Origin of the sequence: Thioclava sp. F1Mire-8 (assembly GCF_002213165.1) — a bacterium.
Classification (GTDB): domain Bacteria; phylum Pseudomonadota; class Alphaproteobacteria; order Rhodobacterales; family Rhodobacteraceae; genus Thioclava; species Thioclava nitratireducens.
Map to the genome: position 1 here is coordinate 728717 of NZ_NBNY01000001.1, position 16102 is coordinate 744818.

The 16102-nt window shown below is 64.4% G+C and carries 15 protein-coding genes and 1 tRNA gene; 9 read left to right on the forward strand and 7 right to left on the reverse strand.

What is annotated here, in order from left to right; all coding sequences use genetic code 11:
- Window positions 1-2: 2 nt before the first annotated feature.
- Entirely contained in the window at window positions 3-674 is a 672-nt protein-coding gene (locus tag B6V75_RS03365) for a phosphoribosyltransferase family protein (protein WP_088718719.1), read from the reverse strand.
- Between the two features lie 228 nt (window positions 675-902).
- On the opposite strand from B6V75_RS03365, the gene B6V75_RS03370 reads away from it, so the two are divergent.
- The 3 genes from B6V75_RS03370 to B6V75_RS03380 all read left to right on the forward strand — a co-directional run bounded on the left by B6V75_RS03370 (window position 903) and on the right by B6V75_RS03380 (window position 3388).
- On the forward strand, window positions 903-1613 hold the full coding sequence (locus tag B6V75_RS03370) for an SDR family oxidoreductase (protein ID WP_088718720.1): 711 nt from the start codon (window positions 903-905) through the stop codon (window positions 1611-1613).
- A 19-nt stretch (window positions 1614-1632) separates the two neighbouring features.
- Window positions 1633-2586 carry an aldo/keto reductase gene (locus B6V75_RS03375; RefSeq protein WP_075776588.1) on the forward strand — a complete coding sequence of 318 codons (954 nt, stop codon included), beginning with the start codon at window positions 1633-1635 and terminating at the stop codon, window positions 2584-2586.
- Window positions 2587-2650: 64 nt separating this feature from the next.
- Window positions 2651-3388 carry a sulfite exporter TauE/SafE family protein gene (locus B6V75_RS03380; RefSeq protein ID WP_075776589.1) on the forward strand — a complete coding sequence of 246 codons (738 nt, stop codon included), beginning with the start codon at window positions 2651-2653 and terminating at the stop codon, window positions 3386-3388.
- Here B6V75_RS03380 and B6V75_RS03385 read toward each other — a convergent pair whose 3' ends face one another.
- Both B6V75_RS03385 and aroQ read right to left on the reverse strand, forming a co-directional pair.
- The gene (locus B6V75_RS03385) at window positions 3389-3988 is read right to left on the reverse strand and encodes a DUF2927 domain-containing protein (protein ID WP_088718721.1); all 600 of its coding nucleotides are present in this window, start codon (window positions 3986-3988) and stop codon (window positions 3389-3391) included.
- 161 nt (window positions 3989-4149) lie between these two features.
- Window positions 4150-4587 carry a type II 3-dehydroquinate dehydratase gene (aroQ, locus tag B6V75_RS03390; RefSeq protein ID WP_088718722.1) on the reverse strand — a complete coding sequence of 146 codons (438 nt, stop codon included), beginning with the start codon at window positions 4585-4587 and terminating at the stop codon, window positions 4150-4152.
- 461 nt (window positions 4588-5048) lie between these two features.
- On the opposite strand from aroQ, the gene B6V75_RS03395 reads away from it, so the two are divergent.
- Entirely contained in the window at window positions 5049-6251 is a 1203-nt protein-coding gene (locus tag B6V75_RS03395) for a M24 family metallopeptidase (RefSeq protein ID WP_088718723.1), read from the forward strand.
- Between the two features lie 36 nt (window positions 6252-6287).
- Here B6V75_RS03395 and B6V75_RS03400 read toward each other — a convergent pair whose 3' ends face one another.
- From B6V75_RS03400 to B6V75_RS03415, 4 genes are all read right to left on the reverse strand, one after another.
- Entirely contained in the window at window positions 6288-7379 is a 1092-nt protein-coding gene (locus B6V75_RS03400; RefSeq protein ID WP_088718724.1) for a LuxR C-terminal-related transcriptional regulator, read from the reverse strand.
- 200 nt (window positions 7380-7579) lie between these two features.
- Window positions 7580-8800, reverse strand: coding sequence for a surface lipoprotein assembly modifier (locus tag B6V75_RS03405; RefSeq protein WP_168174434.1), 1221 nt, complete (start codon window positions 8798-8800; stop codon window positions 7580-7582).
- Window positions 8801-8879: 79 nt separating this feature from the next.
- Entirely contained in the window at window positions 8880-9476 is a 597-nt protein-coding gene (locus B6V75_RS03410; protein WP_088718726.1) for a hypothetical protein, read from the reverse strand.
- A gap of 591 nt (window positions 9477-10067) precedes the next feature.
- Window positions 10068-10157, reverse strand: a tRNA-Ser gene (locus B6V75_RS03415).
- A 179-nt stretch (window positions 10158-10336) separates the two neighbouring features.
- Here B6V75_RS03415 and B6V75_RS03420 point away from each other — a divergent pair.
- The 5 genes from B6V75_RS03420 (at window position 10337) to eno (ending at window position 16026) form a co-directional block, all read left to right on the forward strand.
- Window positions 10337-11437 carry an AI-2E family transporter gene (locus B6V75_RS03420; RefSeq protein WP_077701375.1) on the forward strand — a complete coding sequence of 367 codons (1101 nt, stop codon included), beginning with the start codon at window positions 10337-10339 and terminating at the stop codon, window positions 11435-11437.
- A gap of 69 nt (window positions 11438-11506) precedes the next feature.
- Window positions 11507-12937: a protein adenylyltransferase SelO gene (locus B6V75_RS03425; RefSeq protein WP_088718727.1), complete on the forward strand. Its 1431-nt coding sequence runs from the start codon at window positions 11507-11509 to the stop codon at window positions 12935-12937.
- 27 nt (window positions 12938-12964) lie between these two features.
- Window positions 12965-13684, forward strand: coding sequence for an endonuclease/exonuclease/phosphatase family protein (locus B6V75_RS03430; RefSeq protein WP_088718728.1), 720 nt, complete (start codon window positions 12965-12967; stop codon window positions 13682-13684).
- A gap of 66 nt (window positions 13685-13750) precedes the next feature.
- Entirely contained in the window at window positions 13751-14647 is an 897-nt protein-coding gene (locus B6V75_RS03435; RefSeq protein ID WP_088718729.1) for a DMT family transporter, read from the forward strand.
- A gap of 104 nt (window positions 14648-14751) precedes the next feature.
- Window positions 14752-16026, forward strand: a complete 1275-nt coding sequence (gene eno, locus B6V75_RS03440; RefSeq protein ID WP_088718730.1) for a phosphopyruvate hydratase — start codon at window positions 14752-14754, stop codon at window positions 16024-16026.
- Window positions 16027-16102: the final 76 nt, after the last annotated feature.

Below are 16102 nucleotides of genomic sequence, written 5' to 3' on the forward strand. Positions count from 1 at the left end.
CGCTATGCCGGATCCTTGCCCAAGGGGCGCGCCCGCGCCTTCGCGAGAATTTGCGTGACCTCGGCGTCCGGCACCTGATCGAAATAGGTGTAATAGGCCCCGACCGCTCCGAAGAATTCCACCTCGAGCGGGCAGACCACGCGGTCGGCCTCGGTGCGGATCGCCTCCAAGGCGTCGGTGGCGCCGACCGGGGTCGCACAGACCAGCTCGGCTGGACCGGCGGCGCGCACTGCCCGCAAGGCCGCGCGCATCGTGGCCCCCGTGGCCACCCCATCATCCACGAGGATCGCGACCCGCCCGGCCAGCGGCAGCCCCGGGGCCCCGTAAAGCTTGATCCGGTCCGCGATCACCTCGCGTTCGCGGGCTGCGAGACGCTCCAGCGTCGCCGCGTCGCAGCCGGTGGCGCGGATCACGTCCGCGTTGCGCACGATCACCTCGCCGCGAAGACCCGCGATCGCTGCAAGCGCCACTTCGGGATTGCTGGGCGCGCCGAGCTTGCGCACGAAAACGAGGTCCAGCGGCAGATCGAGACGCTCCGCGATCTCCCACGCGATCGGCACCCCACCGCGCGGCAGGGCAAGCACCACCGCGTCGCGCCCGCGATAGGCGTCGAGCTTTCGGGCGAGGATGATCCCCGCCTCCCTCCGGTCGGTGTAACCTTCGAAATCGGACATCCGGATGAGCCTCTGCAGGGGCGTATTCGACCGTAAGCCTGCCGTGCCCTCCGGCCCGTGGCATTGATTTCGAACAACGAGGGCGGATTTGTTTTCGCTCTGCTGGGTCTTGCGCAGCCCGCGCCCGGCGCAAAGAATTTCGGGACGATCTCGCGCGGGGCCCTAAGTCGATTTGAAACGCAGACCGCCCCGCCCTCACCGCGGGCCCGACAGGAGGAGACCATCGTCATGAGTTTGAAAGATAACCGCATTCTCGTCGTCGGCGGTTCGTCCGGCATCGGCTTCGGCGTAGCGCAGGCGGCGCTCGCGCGCGGCGCGCAGGTGACCATCGCCTCACGCTCGGCTCAGAAGATCGAGGATGCCTGCAAACGGCTGGGCGGCAACGTCGCGGGCGTCACGCTCGATACCGGCGACGCCGCCGCGCTGGAGGCGTTTTTCGCGGAGCGCGAAGCGTGGGAACATGTCTACTGCTCGGCAGCCAGCACCAAGGTCGCGGCGGTGAAGGAGTTGCCGCTGGAGGACGCGCAGGCCTCGTTCGAGTCGAAGTTCTGGGGCGCTTATCGGCTCGCTCGTGCGGCGAAGATCGGCCACGGCGGCTCGCTCACCTTCACCTCGGGCTTTCTGTCGCAGCGGCCCAAGGCGGGCGCGGCGATCCAGGGCGCGATCAATGCCGGCCTCGAGGGGCTGACCCGTGGCCTCGCGCTGGAATTCGCGCCGGTGCGGGTTAACTGCATCTCTCCCGGGCTGGTGAAAACCGAGATGTACGAGACCCTTGAAGGCGACAGCCGCCGCGCGATGTTCGACAATGCCGCGGACCGCCTTCCTGCGGGTCGCGTGGGCCTGCCCGAACATATCGCGATTCAGGCGCTCGCCCTGATGGACAACCCTTACATGACCGGCACCACCGTCTTCGTCGAAGGTGGCGGGCTGCTGGTCTGAGCAAGCGAAAGGACCTCCCATGAAACGCACAGCTCTCGGAACGACCGGCTTCGAGATCGCCCCCATCGTCTTCGGCGGCAATGTCTTCGGCTGGACGCTCGACGAGGTCGCAAGCTTCCGCATTCTCGACGCTTTCATCGACCACGGCTTCGACGCGATCGACACCGCCGATGTCTATTCGAAATGGGCCGAGGGCAATGCGGGCGGCGAGTCCGAGACGGTTCTTGGCCGCTGGTTCGACGCACGCCCCGGAATGCGCGACAAGGTGAAGCTGTTCACCAAGGTCGGCTCGGATATGGGCGGCCCGGGCGAGAAAGGCCTCGGCGCGGAGTGGATTTCCAAAGCCATCGACCGGTCGCTGGCGCGGCTGCGCACCGATCACGTCGATCTCTATTTCTCGCATTGGCCCGATGACAGCGTGAGCCATGCCGAGACGCTGGGCGCCTATGACAAGCTTCTCAAAGCGGGCAAGATCGGCGCGATCGGAGCGTCGAATTACGATGCCGCCATGCTGAAAGCGGCGCTGGAGACTGCCGATAGCGAGGGGCTGCCGCGCTATCAGGTGATCCAGCCGGAATATAACCTTTATGACCGCGAGGCTTTCGACGGGCCGTTGCGCGATCTCTGTGTCAGCGAGACTATCGGGGTGGTCACCTATTTCTCGCTCGCCGCCGGGTTCCTGTCGGGCAAGTATCGCTCGAAAGCCGATCTGGAAGGCCGCAAGCGCGGCGGGATGGTCGAGAAATACCTCACCGATCGCGGCATGGCGCTTCTCGACGTGCTCGAAGACGTGGCGAGCCAGAAAGGCGCGAAACCCGCCGAGGTGGCCATCGCCTGGCTGATCAACCGGGAGGGCGTCAGCGCCCCGATCGCCAGCGCTACCAGCATCGAGCAGGTGGAAAGCTTCGCGAAGGCCGCGGAGATGACGCTCAGCGACGAAGAGATGCGCCGCCTCACAGACGCGGGCGCCTGATCGCCTTCTTTCGGGTGGCCCGCCGGGCCGCCCGCTTCTCCCCTCCTGCCCGGACGCCGTTCACATGTATGAAACCGTTTTGCTGATCGTCGCGGCGCTGGTCGTCGGCATGTCGAAGGGAGGGCTTTCGTCCGCTGCGGCCATCGCGGTGCCAATGCTCGCGCTGTTCATGAACCCGGTGAAGGCGGCAGCCACGCTACTGCCGGTCTATATCGTGACCGACTGGGTGGGCGTCTGGCTCTACCGTCACCATTTTTCCAGGCGGAACCTGTTCATTCTCGTGCCCGCGATGCTTGCCGGCGTCGCCATCGCGACCGTGATCACGCCCTACACGCCGGAATGGGCGTTGCTCATCTTCACCGGGCTGATCGGGATATGGCATGTCGGGCGCGCCTGGCTGAAACGGCATGACGACAGCCAGGCCGAGGCCAAGGTGATCCCGGGGCTGTTCTGGGGCACGCTGACCGGGATCGCGAGCTTCATCACCCATTCCGGCTCGCCGCCTGCGCAGGCCTACCTGCTGCCGCAAAAGCTGCCCAAGCTGGAATTCGCGGGCACCATCGCCATCGCCTTCGCCATCGGAAATATCGTGAAACTGCCCGCCTATTGGGTGATCGGTCAGCTCGACGGGCTGAACTGGCCCCTTGTCGCGGGGCTGGCCGTGGCGGGGATCGCAGGAACCGTTGCGGGGCGTTGGCTGACCGCGCGGCTGTCGCAGCAACTCTACATGCGGGTTATCCAGATCATGCTGGCGGTGCTGTCGGTCCTGCTGCTGATCCGCGGCGCGACGCAGGTGATGTGATCAGCGCGGCGGGTAATGGCTGCGCAGCGCCATCGCGTCCTGCCCGATCAGCCGCGTGACCGAATTCCCGTCCTCCGAGAAAATCGAGCTTTGGGTGTAATACGGATCTTCCAGATCGGTCGAGAAACCGAGCGATTGCACGATCTCTTCCAGCACGACCGAGCGGATATCGCGCATCTGGATGTCCCGGCTGAAGGCGATATCGGCATCCATGATCCGGCCCGTGTTGGTCTGCCAGTAGAAGGTCACCTTCGCGACCGTGCCCGGTCCCAGTCGCCGGCCATTGAGCCGCATCGATGGTGTGCCGCGCACCGTGCCGCCCACGGGCGTGTCGGTCAGGTAGAGCTTGATATCGGCGGGACGCGCCCCGGCATAGCTAAGGTGCAACGCAGCGCCGGTCTTGTTGATCTGCGCGATCGCGGCACGGGCGGCCTGTTCGATGGCATGGGCGCGCTTGGCTGGAAAATGCTGTGAGCGGAAGGCGAGGCCGACCGTCAGATCGCGGCATTTGCTGGCCGACCAGCGGCGGTAGGGCAAGGTGCAGGCGCCCCCAGGCCGCGCGGCGCAGGCCATCGCGCGATAGAAGTCGCGGTCGCTCATCTTGCCGGAATTGGCGATGTTCCGGTCGGCGCCGGTGTCGCTCGCCCAGGCGGGGGCCGCAAGGTTGAGTGCAAGTGCGAGGCAAGTCGCGCCCGGGATCAGCCCGAACGCAATTCTAATTTTTTTCTCAAACGCTTGCAGACCGATCTTAAAGTCCCCTCTTAACTCAGAACCGAACAGGCGCGGCGGGTTGCGAGCGCGTAACCCTCGATCCCGAAGCCTGCCAGAACCCCCTCCGCCCGTTGCGAGATGTAGGAATGATGGCGGAAGCTTTCCCGCTTGTGAACATTGGAAATATGCACTTCGAAGACCGGGCCTTCGAAAGTGTTGAGCGCGTCGAGGATCGCGACGGAAGTGTGGGTGTAGGCCCCCGCATTGATCACGATGGCGCAGGCCTCGTCGCGCGCATGGTGAATCTGCTCGACGATTTCGCCCTCGAAATTCGACTGGAACAGCGCGACATCGAAGCCGCGGGGCTGCGCCTCCTCGCGGCAAATCCGCTCCACGTCCTCGAGCGTGTCCGAGCCGTAGATCTCGGGCTGGCGCTTGCCCAGAAGGTTCAGGTTCGGGCCGTTGAGGATATGGATTGTCTTCGACATTCTGCGCTCCGAGTGGCGCGTGAGGCAGGCGCGCCCTGCCCCTCGCGCGGATCAATTTCCCCAAGCTATAGTGCCTTGCGCGGCCCTCCGTCCAGCAAAAGGGCGTGATCGGTTGCGGCGGCGAGCGGTCGCTGACACCACGACATCCGCAAGCGCATCCTAGATCCCCGCCTCGGCCTCGCTGAACAGTTGCAGCGGCGGATGCCGCGCGACCAATGCGATGGCCTCTCCGCCCCCGTCCAGCGTGCGAAAACAAATCGCACGTAGCGGCCGCCAAGGACTTGGCAGCGGGGCCGTTTTCGCCCACTCTGTCGGCGAGGGCTGAAGGCGATGGCGTCGCCAGCGCGTTGCGCGCCCGCCCGATCACCCGTCCTGTACGCCGGGATCTTGCTTTGTCGCAGCGCGCGACGGGGGAAGATCGTCCCTCGGCGCGTTGCGGCCTCTGATAAGGAAGAGTGCCGATGGACCGTCCTGCTTTTTACCGATTTCACCAAGGCGAGCGCATCCTGCCCTTCGCTGCCAGCGAATACGAGGCGCGGCTCGCGGGTCTCCGCGCGGCGATGAGCCAAGCGGGCATTGATGCCTGCCTGTTCACTTCGATGCATAACATCGCCTATTACTCGGGCTTTCTATACTGCGCCTTTGGGCGGCCCTACGCGCTGGTCGTGACGCCAAGCGACAGCGTGACGATCTCGGCGGGGATCGATGCCGCGCAACCGTGGCGGCGCGGCCATGGCGACAATATCACCTATACCGACTGGGCGCGGAACAATTACTGGCGCGCGATCGCCTCCGTCACCGGCAAACGCCGCGTGCTGGGCATCGAGTCCGATCACCTGGCGCTTGCGCAGGCGGCGCTTCTGCAGGATTTCCTCGAGCCGACCGAGACCCGCGACATCGCCCCCGCCACGATGCGGCAACGGATGCACAAATCGCCCGCCGAGATCGCCCTGATCCGGCAAGGGGCCGCGGTCGCGGACGGGGGTGGCTATGCTATCCGCGAGACGATCCGCGAAGGCGTGCGCGAGATCGACGTGGCGATGGCGGGCCGCGACGCGATGGAGTTGGAAATCGCCAGGCGATTTCCCGACGCCGAGTATCGCGATACCTGGGTCTGGTTCCAGTCGGGCATCAACACCGACGGCGCGCATAACCCGGTGACGGGGCGCGTTTTGCAGCGCGGCGATATCCTGTCGCTCAACACCTTCCCCATGATTTCAGGCTATTACACGGCGCTAGAGCGCACGCTGTTCGTGGGCGAGGTTGACGACGCCTCGCGCGCGATCTGGGAGGCGAATGTCGCCGCCCATGAATACGGGATGAGCCTTCTGAAACCCGGGGCGAGTTGCGCCGAGGTGACCGAGAATATCAATGCCTTCTTCGCCGAGCGTGACTTGCTGCAATATCGCACCTTCGGCTATGGCCACAGCTTCGGCGTGCTGTCGCATTACTACGGGCGCGAAGCGGGGCTGGAGTTGCGCGAGGATATCGACACGGTGCTGGAGCCCGGAATGGTGATCTCGATGGAGCCGATGCTGACGATCCCCGAGGGCCAGTCCGGCGCGGGCGGCTATCGTGAGCACGACATCCTCCTGATCACCGAGAACGGCAACGAGAACATCACAGGCTACCCCTACGGGCCGGAGTTCAACGTGGTGGGATGATGTGACCGGCACGTGGGCGGCCCGGCTGCCCGCGCGCTACAAAAGCCCGAAGCGCAATGCGATCGCCACGGCTTCGGCGATCGTCCGGGCGCCGAGTTTGCGGCGCAGGTTGGCGCTGTGCATATCGATTGTCGGCATGGCCAGATCGAGGTCATGGGCCAGCTGATCGCGCCTGCGGCCGCGGATCATCCCGTGCAGGACATCGCGCTCGCGCGGGGTCAGGTGAATCCTGTCGCGCGGTGCATCCACCAGATCGCGAAGGGCTGTCTCTTCCTCGCTCGTGACGATGACGAGGACCCGGCGCCCGCCATCTGTGCGCGGCAGAAGGTTCAGTCGCAGCCTCGGAATGATCCGCCCGTCCGCTCCACGCATCTGCGGCAGATCGAGCGAGCCCGCCGCGCTTTTACCAGCATCGGTCGCCCGTCCGATCGCGCGGCGCAAGGCAGGTTGCGCCGCCCCGCGCGCCCGCAGCACACGCTGGAAATTCAGCACGAGAAGCGGGTGGATTTCTATCAGCGTCTCCGCCATCCCGTTCATCCGCACAAGGCGGCCCTCGTGATCGAGCTCGAAAATCGGGGCGTCGTCGAGCAGGCTGTTATCAGACGCGGTGACCTGCTGGATACTGGCGCGATGAAGCTCCCGACGGATCTTGTGCAGCCGCCCCAGATCCTGGACATGCGCGCCGAGAGTCTTCATCTCGGGGTCGGTGAAATCCCCCCCGCGCTTGCCCTTGTGGAACGCCGTGGCGACCAGACCGTCGCGGGTGCTCTGCATCATCGCGAGACACCAGTAGCGATCGACACCGTTCTTCACGATGAAATCGTTATACATTTCGCTGCGTTCGAACTCCTGCGCGCTTACGTGGTTCGACAAACGAAACAGGCCTGTGCCGCACTTCTCCGGCGTACCATGGGCCAACCATGGGTCGTGCCCCTCGAAGGAATTGTAGTCGAGATTGGCCTCCGCCTGGGTTCCGGCGGTAATTTCGCGATAGTCGCCGGGATGGAGCCAGATGAAGACCGCGGAGGGAATGTCGATCTCCCGCGCCATCATGCTGGGCAGCAACGTGAACAACTCGTCGTCAAGCGCGGCGTCGTAGATCTCGTGATGCGATATGAGATGTGACATCGGATCAGGTCAGTCGTCGCGGGCGGACCATTGGTGACATGATGTGCGTTTCTTGAAAAACGACGCGCAGAAACGAACCCGGCATTGGCCCCCCAAACTTTTCAAACAACCGCCAATCGGACCGTCGAGCCTGCACCCGACTGCGACGAAGCTGAAATGCTCACCGATTATGTTTTTTGACATAAAACACCGACTTTTCCTCAAAAATCAAGCTTGAGGGAAAAAGCGCAATCGACCGAGTTCGTCGTGTAGAGCGCGACATTCGACCGGGTGCGCCGCGCCGTGCAAGAAATTCTGGGCGTTTGACCGAGGATTTTCACCCGCTTCAACTCCAGGCTCAGCCCGAGGCTTGCGGCCCGGTCGCGGCGATGCACGCCAACGATCGGAAAGGCGGCATCATAGCGGCGCTCACCATAGCTGAGCGACAGCCCGCCCCGTACGCCCGCGATCAAGGGGCGCTCGAAACCCACGCGCAATTCGGCGCCGGAATAGCGGTGATAGTCCGTCCGGGGCACGGCGCGCTCCAGCCTCAGGCCATAGCTCAGGGCACCGCGCCGCCCCACCCGCGTCCGACGTGCGAGATCGACGTAATATCTCGGCCCGCTCAGGTAGGACTTCTCGCCATAGCTGGCATATTCGCCGCCCAGCCGGAAAACCGTGCGCCCGCCCGCCACGGACCGCCACGCCTTCGCGAACCGGACTCCGCGCGTGAGATTGTCCGACGTGATGTCTTGCGACCCGCCGCCATAGCGCCTGTCGCGGACGAACGCCTCGACCGACCAGGGCCCGCGACGGCCGAGATGCTCATATTGCACCGCAAGGCCGGGCTCGGAATAACGCAATGTCGCAGTGTGGTACCACGCCCCCGCATAAGAGGCGCGAAACCGGATGCGATGACCCGGGCGCGGCTGAACGAACCAGTCGAGATTGGCGCCATAGCCGAGCCCCACGCCGGAGGTCTCGTTGCCGCCATCTTTGATCAGGAAGGTCCCGAAATCTGTCACGAGGTAACGCTCCGAGGCGACATGATCGACATTGCTGCTCGGCAGGATCGAGGCGGTGGCGGAGAAGCGCAGCGGATGCGCGCGATCGAGCGCCTGCCAAGCCGCGAGAAGCGCGTCTTCGTGCTTTGGATCCTTGGCGAGCGCATAACGCAGGAACGCCTCGTTGCGGCGCACGGAGCCAAGTTTCCTGAAGCTTTGCTCCAACCCGGCCTGCGCCGGAGAAAATTCCGGATGGCGCGACGCGATTTCGCCGAAAATCAGCAGCGCCCGCCCCGGTTTGCCCTGCGCGAGCTGCGCATTCGCCACGCCGAGCCAATCCGAAACCGTCTGTTCGGCGAAGCTACGCGTCGGCAAGAGCGTGGAGGTGACAAGCGCGAAGGCGAGCCAGATCAGGAGGAAGGAAGAACGGTATCGCATCGCGCTTGTCGTTTGCCTCTCGGCGAGACGGAAAGAGACCGGACGCAGAACGTCCGGCCTGTGCAGGAAAAGCCCCGCCTCAATTCTCGGTGGCGTAATAATTGCCTTCGACGTTGCGGACATCAGTGCCGTCGGTCAACGTGCCGGAGACGTCACCCACGGCGGTCAACACGTTCCCGTTGTTGGCGTCCGTATAGAAGCCGCCGCTCATTTTCAGATCGAAATCTGCGCCGGGCGAGGTGCCATCCGACATCGTGCCCGTCGCGGTCGCGGCCATGGTCGAGCCGGTAACCGTGCCCGCAACGTCGAGCGAGCCCGTCACATCGGCTTCTTTCGTCAGGACGTCGCCGCTGTAGATGCCGAAGTTCGTTCCCTTGCCGGTCAGCTTTCCCGTGTCAAAATCGACATCCATCGCCAATTCCCCCATCACGGTCGTGGTCGGGTCGTCGGGATTGACGTTGCTTACGCCCATAAAGCCCGACATCGACGCCTGCCCCGCCGTCGGCGCAGTCGCGGTCATGGTCGGGCCGCCGATCCGATCCTGATAATCAGTATAGGTTGCATCGACGTTTTGGGCTTCTGCCGAGGTCAAGGCCCCGGAAGACCCGTTGCTGCTGTTGCAGGCAGCCAGCGCAAGACAGGCGGCTGACGCCGCGAGAGCGAGTTTGAATGTCATGAGAATACCCCGATTTTTTGGTGTTTTGTCACGGCCCAAGCACACGAACCGATCACGCGCATTTCATGTCACCGCACCGAAAGCTCGCAACCTATGAGAACTTATAGGGTTCTGCGAAATTGGCGCCCGAGCGCCCTCCGCAGCGCCGAAATCACGAAAACGTGCAAACCTGCGTAAACCTTGGTTTCTCGGAGATGAAGGAACGGGATGGCGCGGCGTTTCGAGACATTCGACCATGTCCGGCATCGCCCGGAACAAACTGCGCACAGCGCACGGGACGGATCGGAGCGCATTGCAAAGAACGGAACGGGCCATCGGCGAAAGGCGCGCCTCGAATGCACCGACGATGCTGGCCAGGGAGAACGTCATCGGCTCCGTCCCGACCGCTGAATCAAGTCCCGCCAACTGGATCAGCAGAACTGCAGCGCCTTCTGCCGCGAAGCGTTCACCACAAACATCGTCCCGCCCGTCCATGACGTGCGAGTCGACGCTGGTCCCCGCGACGCGAGAGATCGGGCTCCCGCGGCGCAGCGTAAACTGCGGCGCAAAGCCTCGCTAGGCGCTTGAAAACATGGGCTTGAAAGGGGGTAATGGCGGAGCGGAAGGGATTCGAACCCTCGAGACGGTTTCCCGCCTACACACTTTCCAGGCGTGCGCCTTCGACCACTCGGCCACCGCTCCGCCGGCGGGTTTATCCGCAAATCCGGGAGGGATGCAAGAGCCGATCCGGAATAATGCGAAGGACATTAAAAAGCCCTGAAAACACGCAGGTTCGGCGCTTGCGCGCCTGCCCGGTGGCTCCTAGCATAAGAAAATCAGGTTACGCCCCCGTCAGGGGCAGGCACAGGAAGATGATGAAGATGAAGGACACTCCCGATGAGGGCCGCCCCGCCCTGATCGATGGGCGCGCATTCGAGCCGCGCGCGCTCACCAACGTGCTTCTAGGCATCATCGCCTTCGCGCTGGCGCTGTTCCTGATGGTGCAGGCGAAATTCATCCTGATCTCTCTGGCCATCGCGATCATCTTGTTCTCGCTGACCTCCGAGGCGATCAATGCGGTCGGGCGGCTCCGGATCGGGCCGGTCTCGATCCCGCCGCGTCTGGCGTCGCTGGTGGCACTGGCGCTGATCGCGGGCGGGCTGCTCACGCTGAGCGCGGTGCTGATCTCGCAGGTGAACACCGTCGTGACGATGGTGCTGAACTATGCGGGCCCCGCGCAGCAGGCGATCGCGCAACTCTTCGGCTGGATGGGCCCCGAGGTTGAGCAATCGGTGCTGGAATCGATGCAGAGCATTCAGGTCGCAGGGTATCTGACCACCCTGGCGGGTCAGGCCTCGAACCTGCTTTCGGCCACGATCCTGATCATTCTGTTCGTGGGCTTCCTGTTCGCCGAGCGGATCTGGTTCGACGCGAAGCTGAACTCGCTGATGGGGGATCGCGCCAGCGCAGAGCGGATCGCGCGAATGGTCGGCACGATCATGCGCCGGGTGAACCACTATCTGCTGGTCAAAGCCATCGTCAGCGCCGTCACGGCGATTGCGGTCTACGGCGTCTTCACCGTGGGCGGCTTCGACTTGGCGCTCCCGGTCGCGATCATCACCTTCGCACTGAACTTCATCCCCTCGATCGGCTCGATCATCGCGACGGTTATCGCGACGCTCGCGGTCTATGTGCTGACCCAGAACCCCTACACGGCGGGCACGGTGCTCGTCGCGGTCGGCATCCTGCAATTCGTGATCGGCAACGTGATCGACCCGATGCTGATGGGCCATGCGCTGCGGCTGTCGAGCTTCGGGATCATCATCTCGCTTGCCTTCTGGGGCGCGGTCTGGGGGCTTCCGGGGATGTTCCTCGCCGTGCCGATCATGGTGGCGCTGATGATCATCTGTTCGCAAAGCCCGCGTCTGCGTCCGCTCGCGGTGCTGCTGTCGCGCGAAGGTCTGCCGGACATGGAACATTGAAGGCCGCTGACAGCCAACGGGGATTGGATTGAAGGGCGCAAGGCTTAGATAGGGAGGTAAGGAGACGCCATGACCATTCCCTTCGACAACAGCTATGCCCGCCTGCCCGACACGTTCTTCGAGCGTCAGCCGCCCCAACCGGTGAAAGCGCCGGAACTGGTGCTGCTGAACCGCGACCTTGCCGACCGTCTGGGCCTGGATGCCGATTGGCTGGAGGGCCCCCAAGGGCTCGAGATGCTGGCCGGCAACACGATGCCCGAGGGCGCGGAGCCGATCGCGCAGGCCTATGCGGGTCACCAGTTCGGTGGCTTCGTGCCGCGTCTGGGCGATGGGCGTGCGGTGCTGCTGGGTGAAGTGGTCGCGCCCGATGGCGTGCGCTTCGATCTGCAACTGAAAGGCGCCGGGCGCACCGCGTTTTCGCGTGGCCGCTCTGACGGGCGGGCGTGGCTCGGTCCGGTGTTGCGCGAATATGTCCTGAGCGAAGCGATGGCGAAGCTTAGCGTGCCGACGACTCGCGCGCTCGCCGCCGTGCGCACGGGCGAAACCGTTGTGCGCGATGCCTCGGGGCGTCCCGGGGCGATCCTGACCCGCGTCGCGCGCAGCCATATCCGCGTCGGCACCTTCCAGTATTTCGCGGCGCGCAATGATCGCGATGGATTAAGAACGCTCCTCACCACGTTGATAGATAGACATTATCCGGAATGTGAGACGCCGCTCGAAGTCCTGCGTGCGGTAGCGGCGAAGCAGGGCGAGCTCGTCGCGAAATGGATGGCGCTCGGCTTCATTCATGGCGTGATGAACACCGACAACATGGCGCTGTCGGGCGAGACGATCGACTATGGCCCATGCGCCTTCATGGACCATTACCATCCGGGGCGGGTCTTCTCCTCCATCGACCAACAGGGCCGCTACGCCTATGCGCGCCAGCCGCAAGTGGCGGTCTGGAACCTTGCGCAATTCGCGACCTGCCTGATGCCGCTGATCGGCGACGACGATGCGGCGATCGAACGGGCGAGTGCCGCCGTCGACAGCTTCATCGGCGTCTATCAGGGCGAATGGCTGCGGCTGATGGGCCGCAAGATCGGCCTCGCTGAGGCGACCGAGGAAGACCTGCCGCTCATCGAGGACCTGTTGAACCGCATGGCGACCGAGAAAGCCGATTTCACGCGTGTCTTCAGCGCGTTGCGGCGCGATCCAAAGACGGCGGGTCAAGAGTTCACAGAGCCGATGGCATTCGATCTCTGGCGCGAGGGATGGGAGAAGCGGATCGCGAGCGAAGACGATCCGCGCGCCGTCATGGAGATGGCGAACCCGCTGCGCATTCCGCGCAACCACCGGGTCGAGGAGATGATCGCGGCCGCGGTCGATGGTGATGACGGTCCGCTCCACAGGCTTATGGAGGCGCTGGCGGACCCCTATGCGGAAGATCCGCGTTACGCCTCGTATGAAGACGCCCCGAAGCCCGACGAACGGGTCTTCCGGACCTTCTGCGGGACATGAAGATCACCCTGTAAGGCACTCAGAAAAATGACACTTCGGATCGCTTCCTACAATCTGCACAAATGCGTGGGGACCGATCGCAAGCATGACCCGGCGCGGATAGTGAACGTCATCAATGCGCTGCACGCCGATGTGATCGCCTTGCAGGAAGTCGACAAGCGCATGGGTGAGCGCCCCGCCGCACTGCCGCAAAAGCTGATCGAGGAAGAGACCGATTTCATCCGCCACGACATGCCCCGCACCACAGCCGCCTCGCTGGGCTGGCATGGGCAGGTCGTGCTGGTCCGGCGTGGCTCCCGGGTACTGGGGATCGAGCCGGTTACCCTGCCCGGTCTCGAGCCGCGCGGCGCTATCGCGGTGAACATCGCCCCCGACAGCGGCGCGCCCTTCCTGCTCATTGCGGCGCATCTTGGGCTGCGGCGGAGCGACCGGCGCGCACAATGGACCCGGATCGCCGAGATCATGGCCGGGGTGAAGCCGCATCCGGCACTCGCCATCGGCGATTTCAACGAATGGCGCGAACGCCACGGCTTTGAAGCGCTGACCGGCTTTCACATCCATGCGCCGGGCGCGACCTACCCCTCGCGCGCCCCGATCGGCCGGCTCGACCGGATCGTGACCTCGCCGGGAATCCGCGTGGTGCGCAAGGGTGTGCTGGATACGCCACTGGCGCGCGTGGCCTCGGATCACCTGCCGATCTGGGCCGATATCGGCGGTATCGTCACCCGGGCGCATCCCCGCGCCTGACACCCTGCTTGAAGGCCGATCACAGGCGCGCTAGGTGGGCCTTGACCATCCGGTCAGGAGCGCCCCATGACACCCGAACCCACCGAGAACGACAATCTGCGCGGCTCGATGCTGATGATCCTCGCGATGGCGGGGTTCGCGCTCGAGGATATGTTCATCAAGATGCTCGCGGGCGACTGGCCGGTGGGGCAAATTCTCGCCGCCGTGGGGCTTGGCGGCGCGACGATCTTCGCGGTGCTCGCCAAGCTGAAGGGCGAGCGCATCTTCACCCGCTCGCTGCTTTCCTCTGCGCTCTGGCTGCGCAACGCCGGCGAGATCGTCGGCACCGGATTCTTCGTCTCCGCCGTGGCTTTCACGCCGCTCGCCCAAGCCACCGCGATCCATCAGGCGACTCCGCTTGCGACCACGCTCGGCGCCGCGATCTTTCTGAAGGAACGGGTCGGCTGGCGCAGGCTTTCGGCGATCCTGATCGGGTTTCTCGGCGTGATGATCGTGATACGGCCCGGCACGGACGAATTCTCGATGCTCTCACTTCTCGCGGTCGGCGCGGTCATCGGCCTGTCGATGCGCGATGTCACCACGCGGCGCGTGCCGCGCGACGTGACCTCGCTGCAGGTGGCGACACTCGGCTTCTTCTGCGTGTTGCCGCTGGGGCTCCTGCTGCTGGCCGTGCTGCCAGAGCCGCTCGTCACGCCCGCACCGATGGATTGGCTCTACCTGCTCGGCGCGCTCGCGATCGGGCCGGTGGGCTATTACGCCCTGATCGCCTCGGTGCGGCTGGGCGAAATCGCGGTGATCATGCCGTTTCGCTATTCGCGTCTCGCCTTCGCCGTCGTGATTTCGACCGTCGTCTTCGCCGAGCCCCCGGATCGCTGGACGCTGATCGGCGGGGCGGTGATTGTGGGCTCGGGCCTCTATGCGCTGTGGCGGCAGGCGAAACTGCGCAGGGAAGGTCGCCGTTAGCGGTAACATTTCTTCCAGAAATTGCCCTTACGGCCTTTTCGCAGGCGCAGCACGGGTGTATGCACCTAGCCAAGCATCAACCGGAGCCCGAGGAGAGCGCCCCCATGAGCACCATCATCGACATCCACGCCCGCGAGATTCTCGACAGCCGTGGCAACCCCACCGTCGAAGTCGACGTCATCCTCGAAGACGGAACGATGGGCCGTGCGGCCGTGCCGTCGGGCGCCTCCACCGGCGCGCATGAGGCGGTCGAGCGCCGCGACGGCGACAAGGCCCGCTACATGGGCAAAGGCGTTCTGGAAGCGGTAATGGCCGTGAACGGCGAGATCGCGGAGAACCTCGTCGGCGAGGACGTCACCGAGCAGGTCGAGATCGACCGCGCGATGATCGAACTCGACGGCACCGAGAACAAGGGCCGCCTCGGCGCCAACGCGATCCTCGGCGTCTCGCTCGCCTGCGCGAAAGCCGCCGCCGATTTCTCGACCCTGCCGCTTTACCGTTATGTCGGCGGCACCTCGGCCCGCGTCCTGCCGGTGCCGATGATGAACATCATCAATGGCGGCGAGCATGCCGACAACCCGATCGACATCCAGGAATTCATGATCATGCCGGTCTCGGCGGGCAATATCCGCGACGCGGTGCGCATGGGCTCGGAAGTATTCCACACGCTGAAGAAAGAGCTCTCGGCCGGCGGCATGTCCACGGGTCTGGGCGATGAGGGCGGGTTTGCTCCGGAACTCAGCTCGACCACGGCCGCGCTCGACATCATTCTCAAGTCGATCGAGAAAGCGGGCTACAAGCCGGGCGAGGACATCTACCTCGCGATGGATTGCGCCTCGACCGAATATTACAAGAACGGCAAATACGAGATGAAGGGCGAAGGCCTGTCGCTGACCTCGGAAGAGAATGTCGACTATCTCGAGAAGCTGCTGGGGGCCTATCCGATCATCTCGATCGAAGACGGCATGGCCGAGGACGATTGGGAAGGCTGGAAGCTCCTGACCGAGCGTCTGGGCGACAAGGTGCAGCTGGTGGGCGACGATCTCTTCGTGACCAATCCGACGCGTCTGGCCGATGGCATCAAGCAGGGCGTCGCGAATTCGATGCTGGTGAAGGTCAACCAGATCGGCACCCTGACCGAGACGCTGCAGGCCGTAGATATGGCGCATCGCGCGGGCTACACCAACGTGATGAGCCACCGTTCGGGCGAGACCGAGGACGCGACCATCGCCGATCTCGCGGTCGCCACCAACTGCGGTCAGATCAAGACCGGCTCGCTGGCGCGTTCGGACCGGCTCGCGAAATACAACCAGCTGATCCGCATCGAGGAATCGCTGGGCGAGACCGCGGAATATGCGGGTCGTTCGATCCTGCGCTAAGCGCGTCTTGACGTGAGACACCCAGGCCCCCGGCGGAGCACGCGCTTCGCCGGGGGTTTTCGTTTCGCCTTCGGCG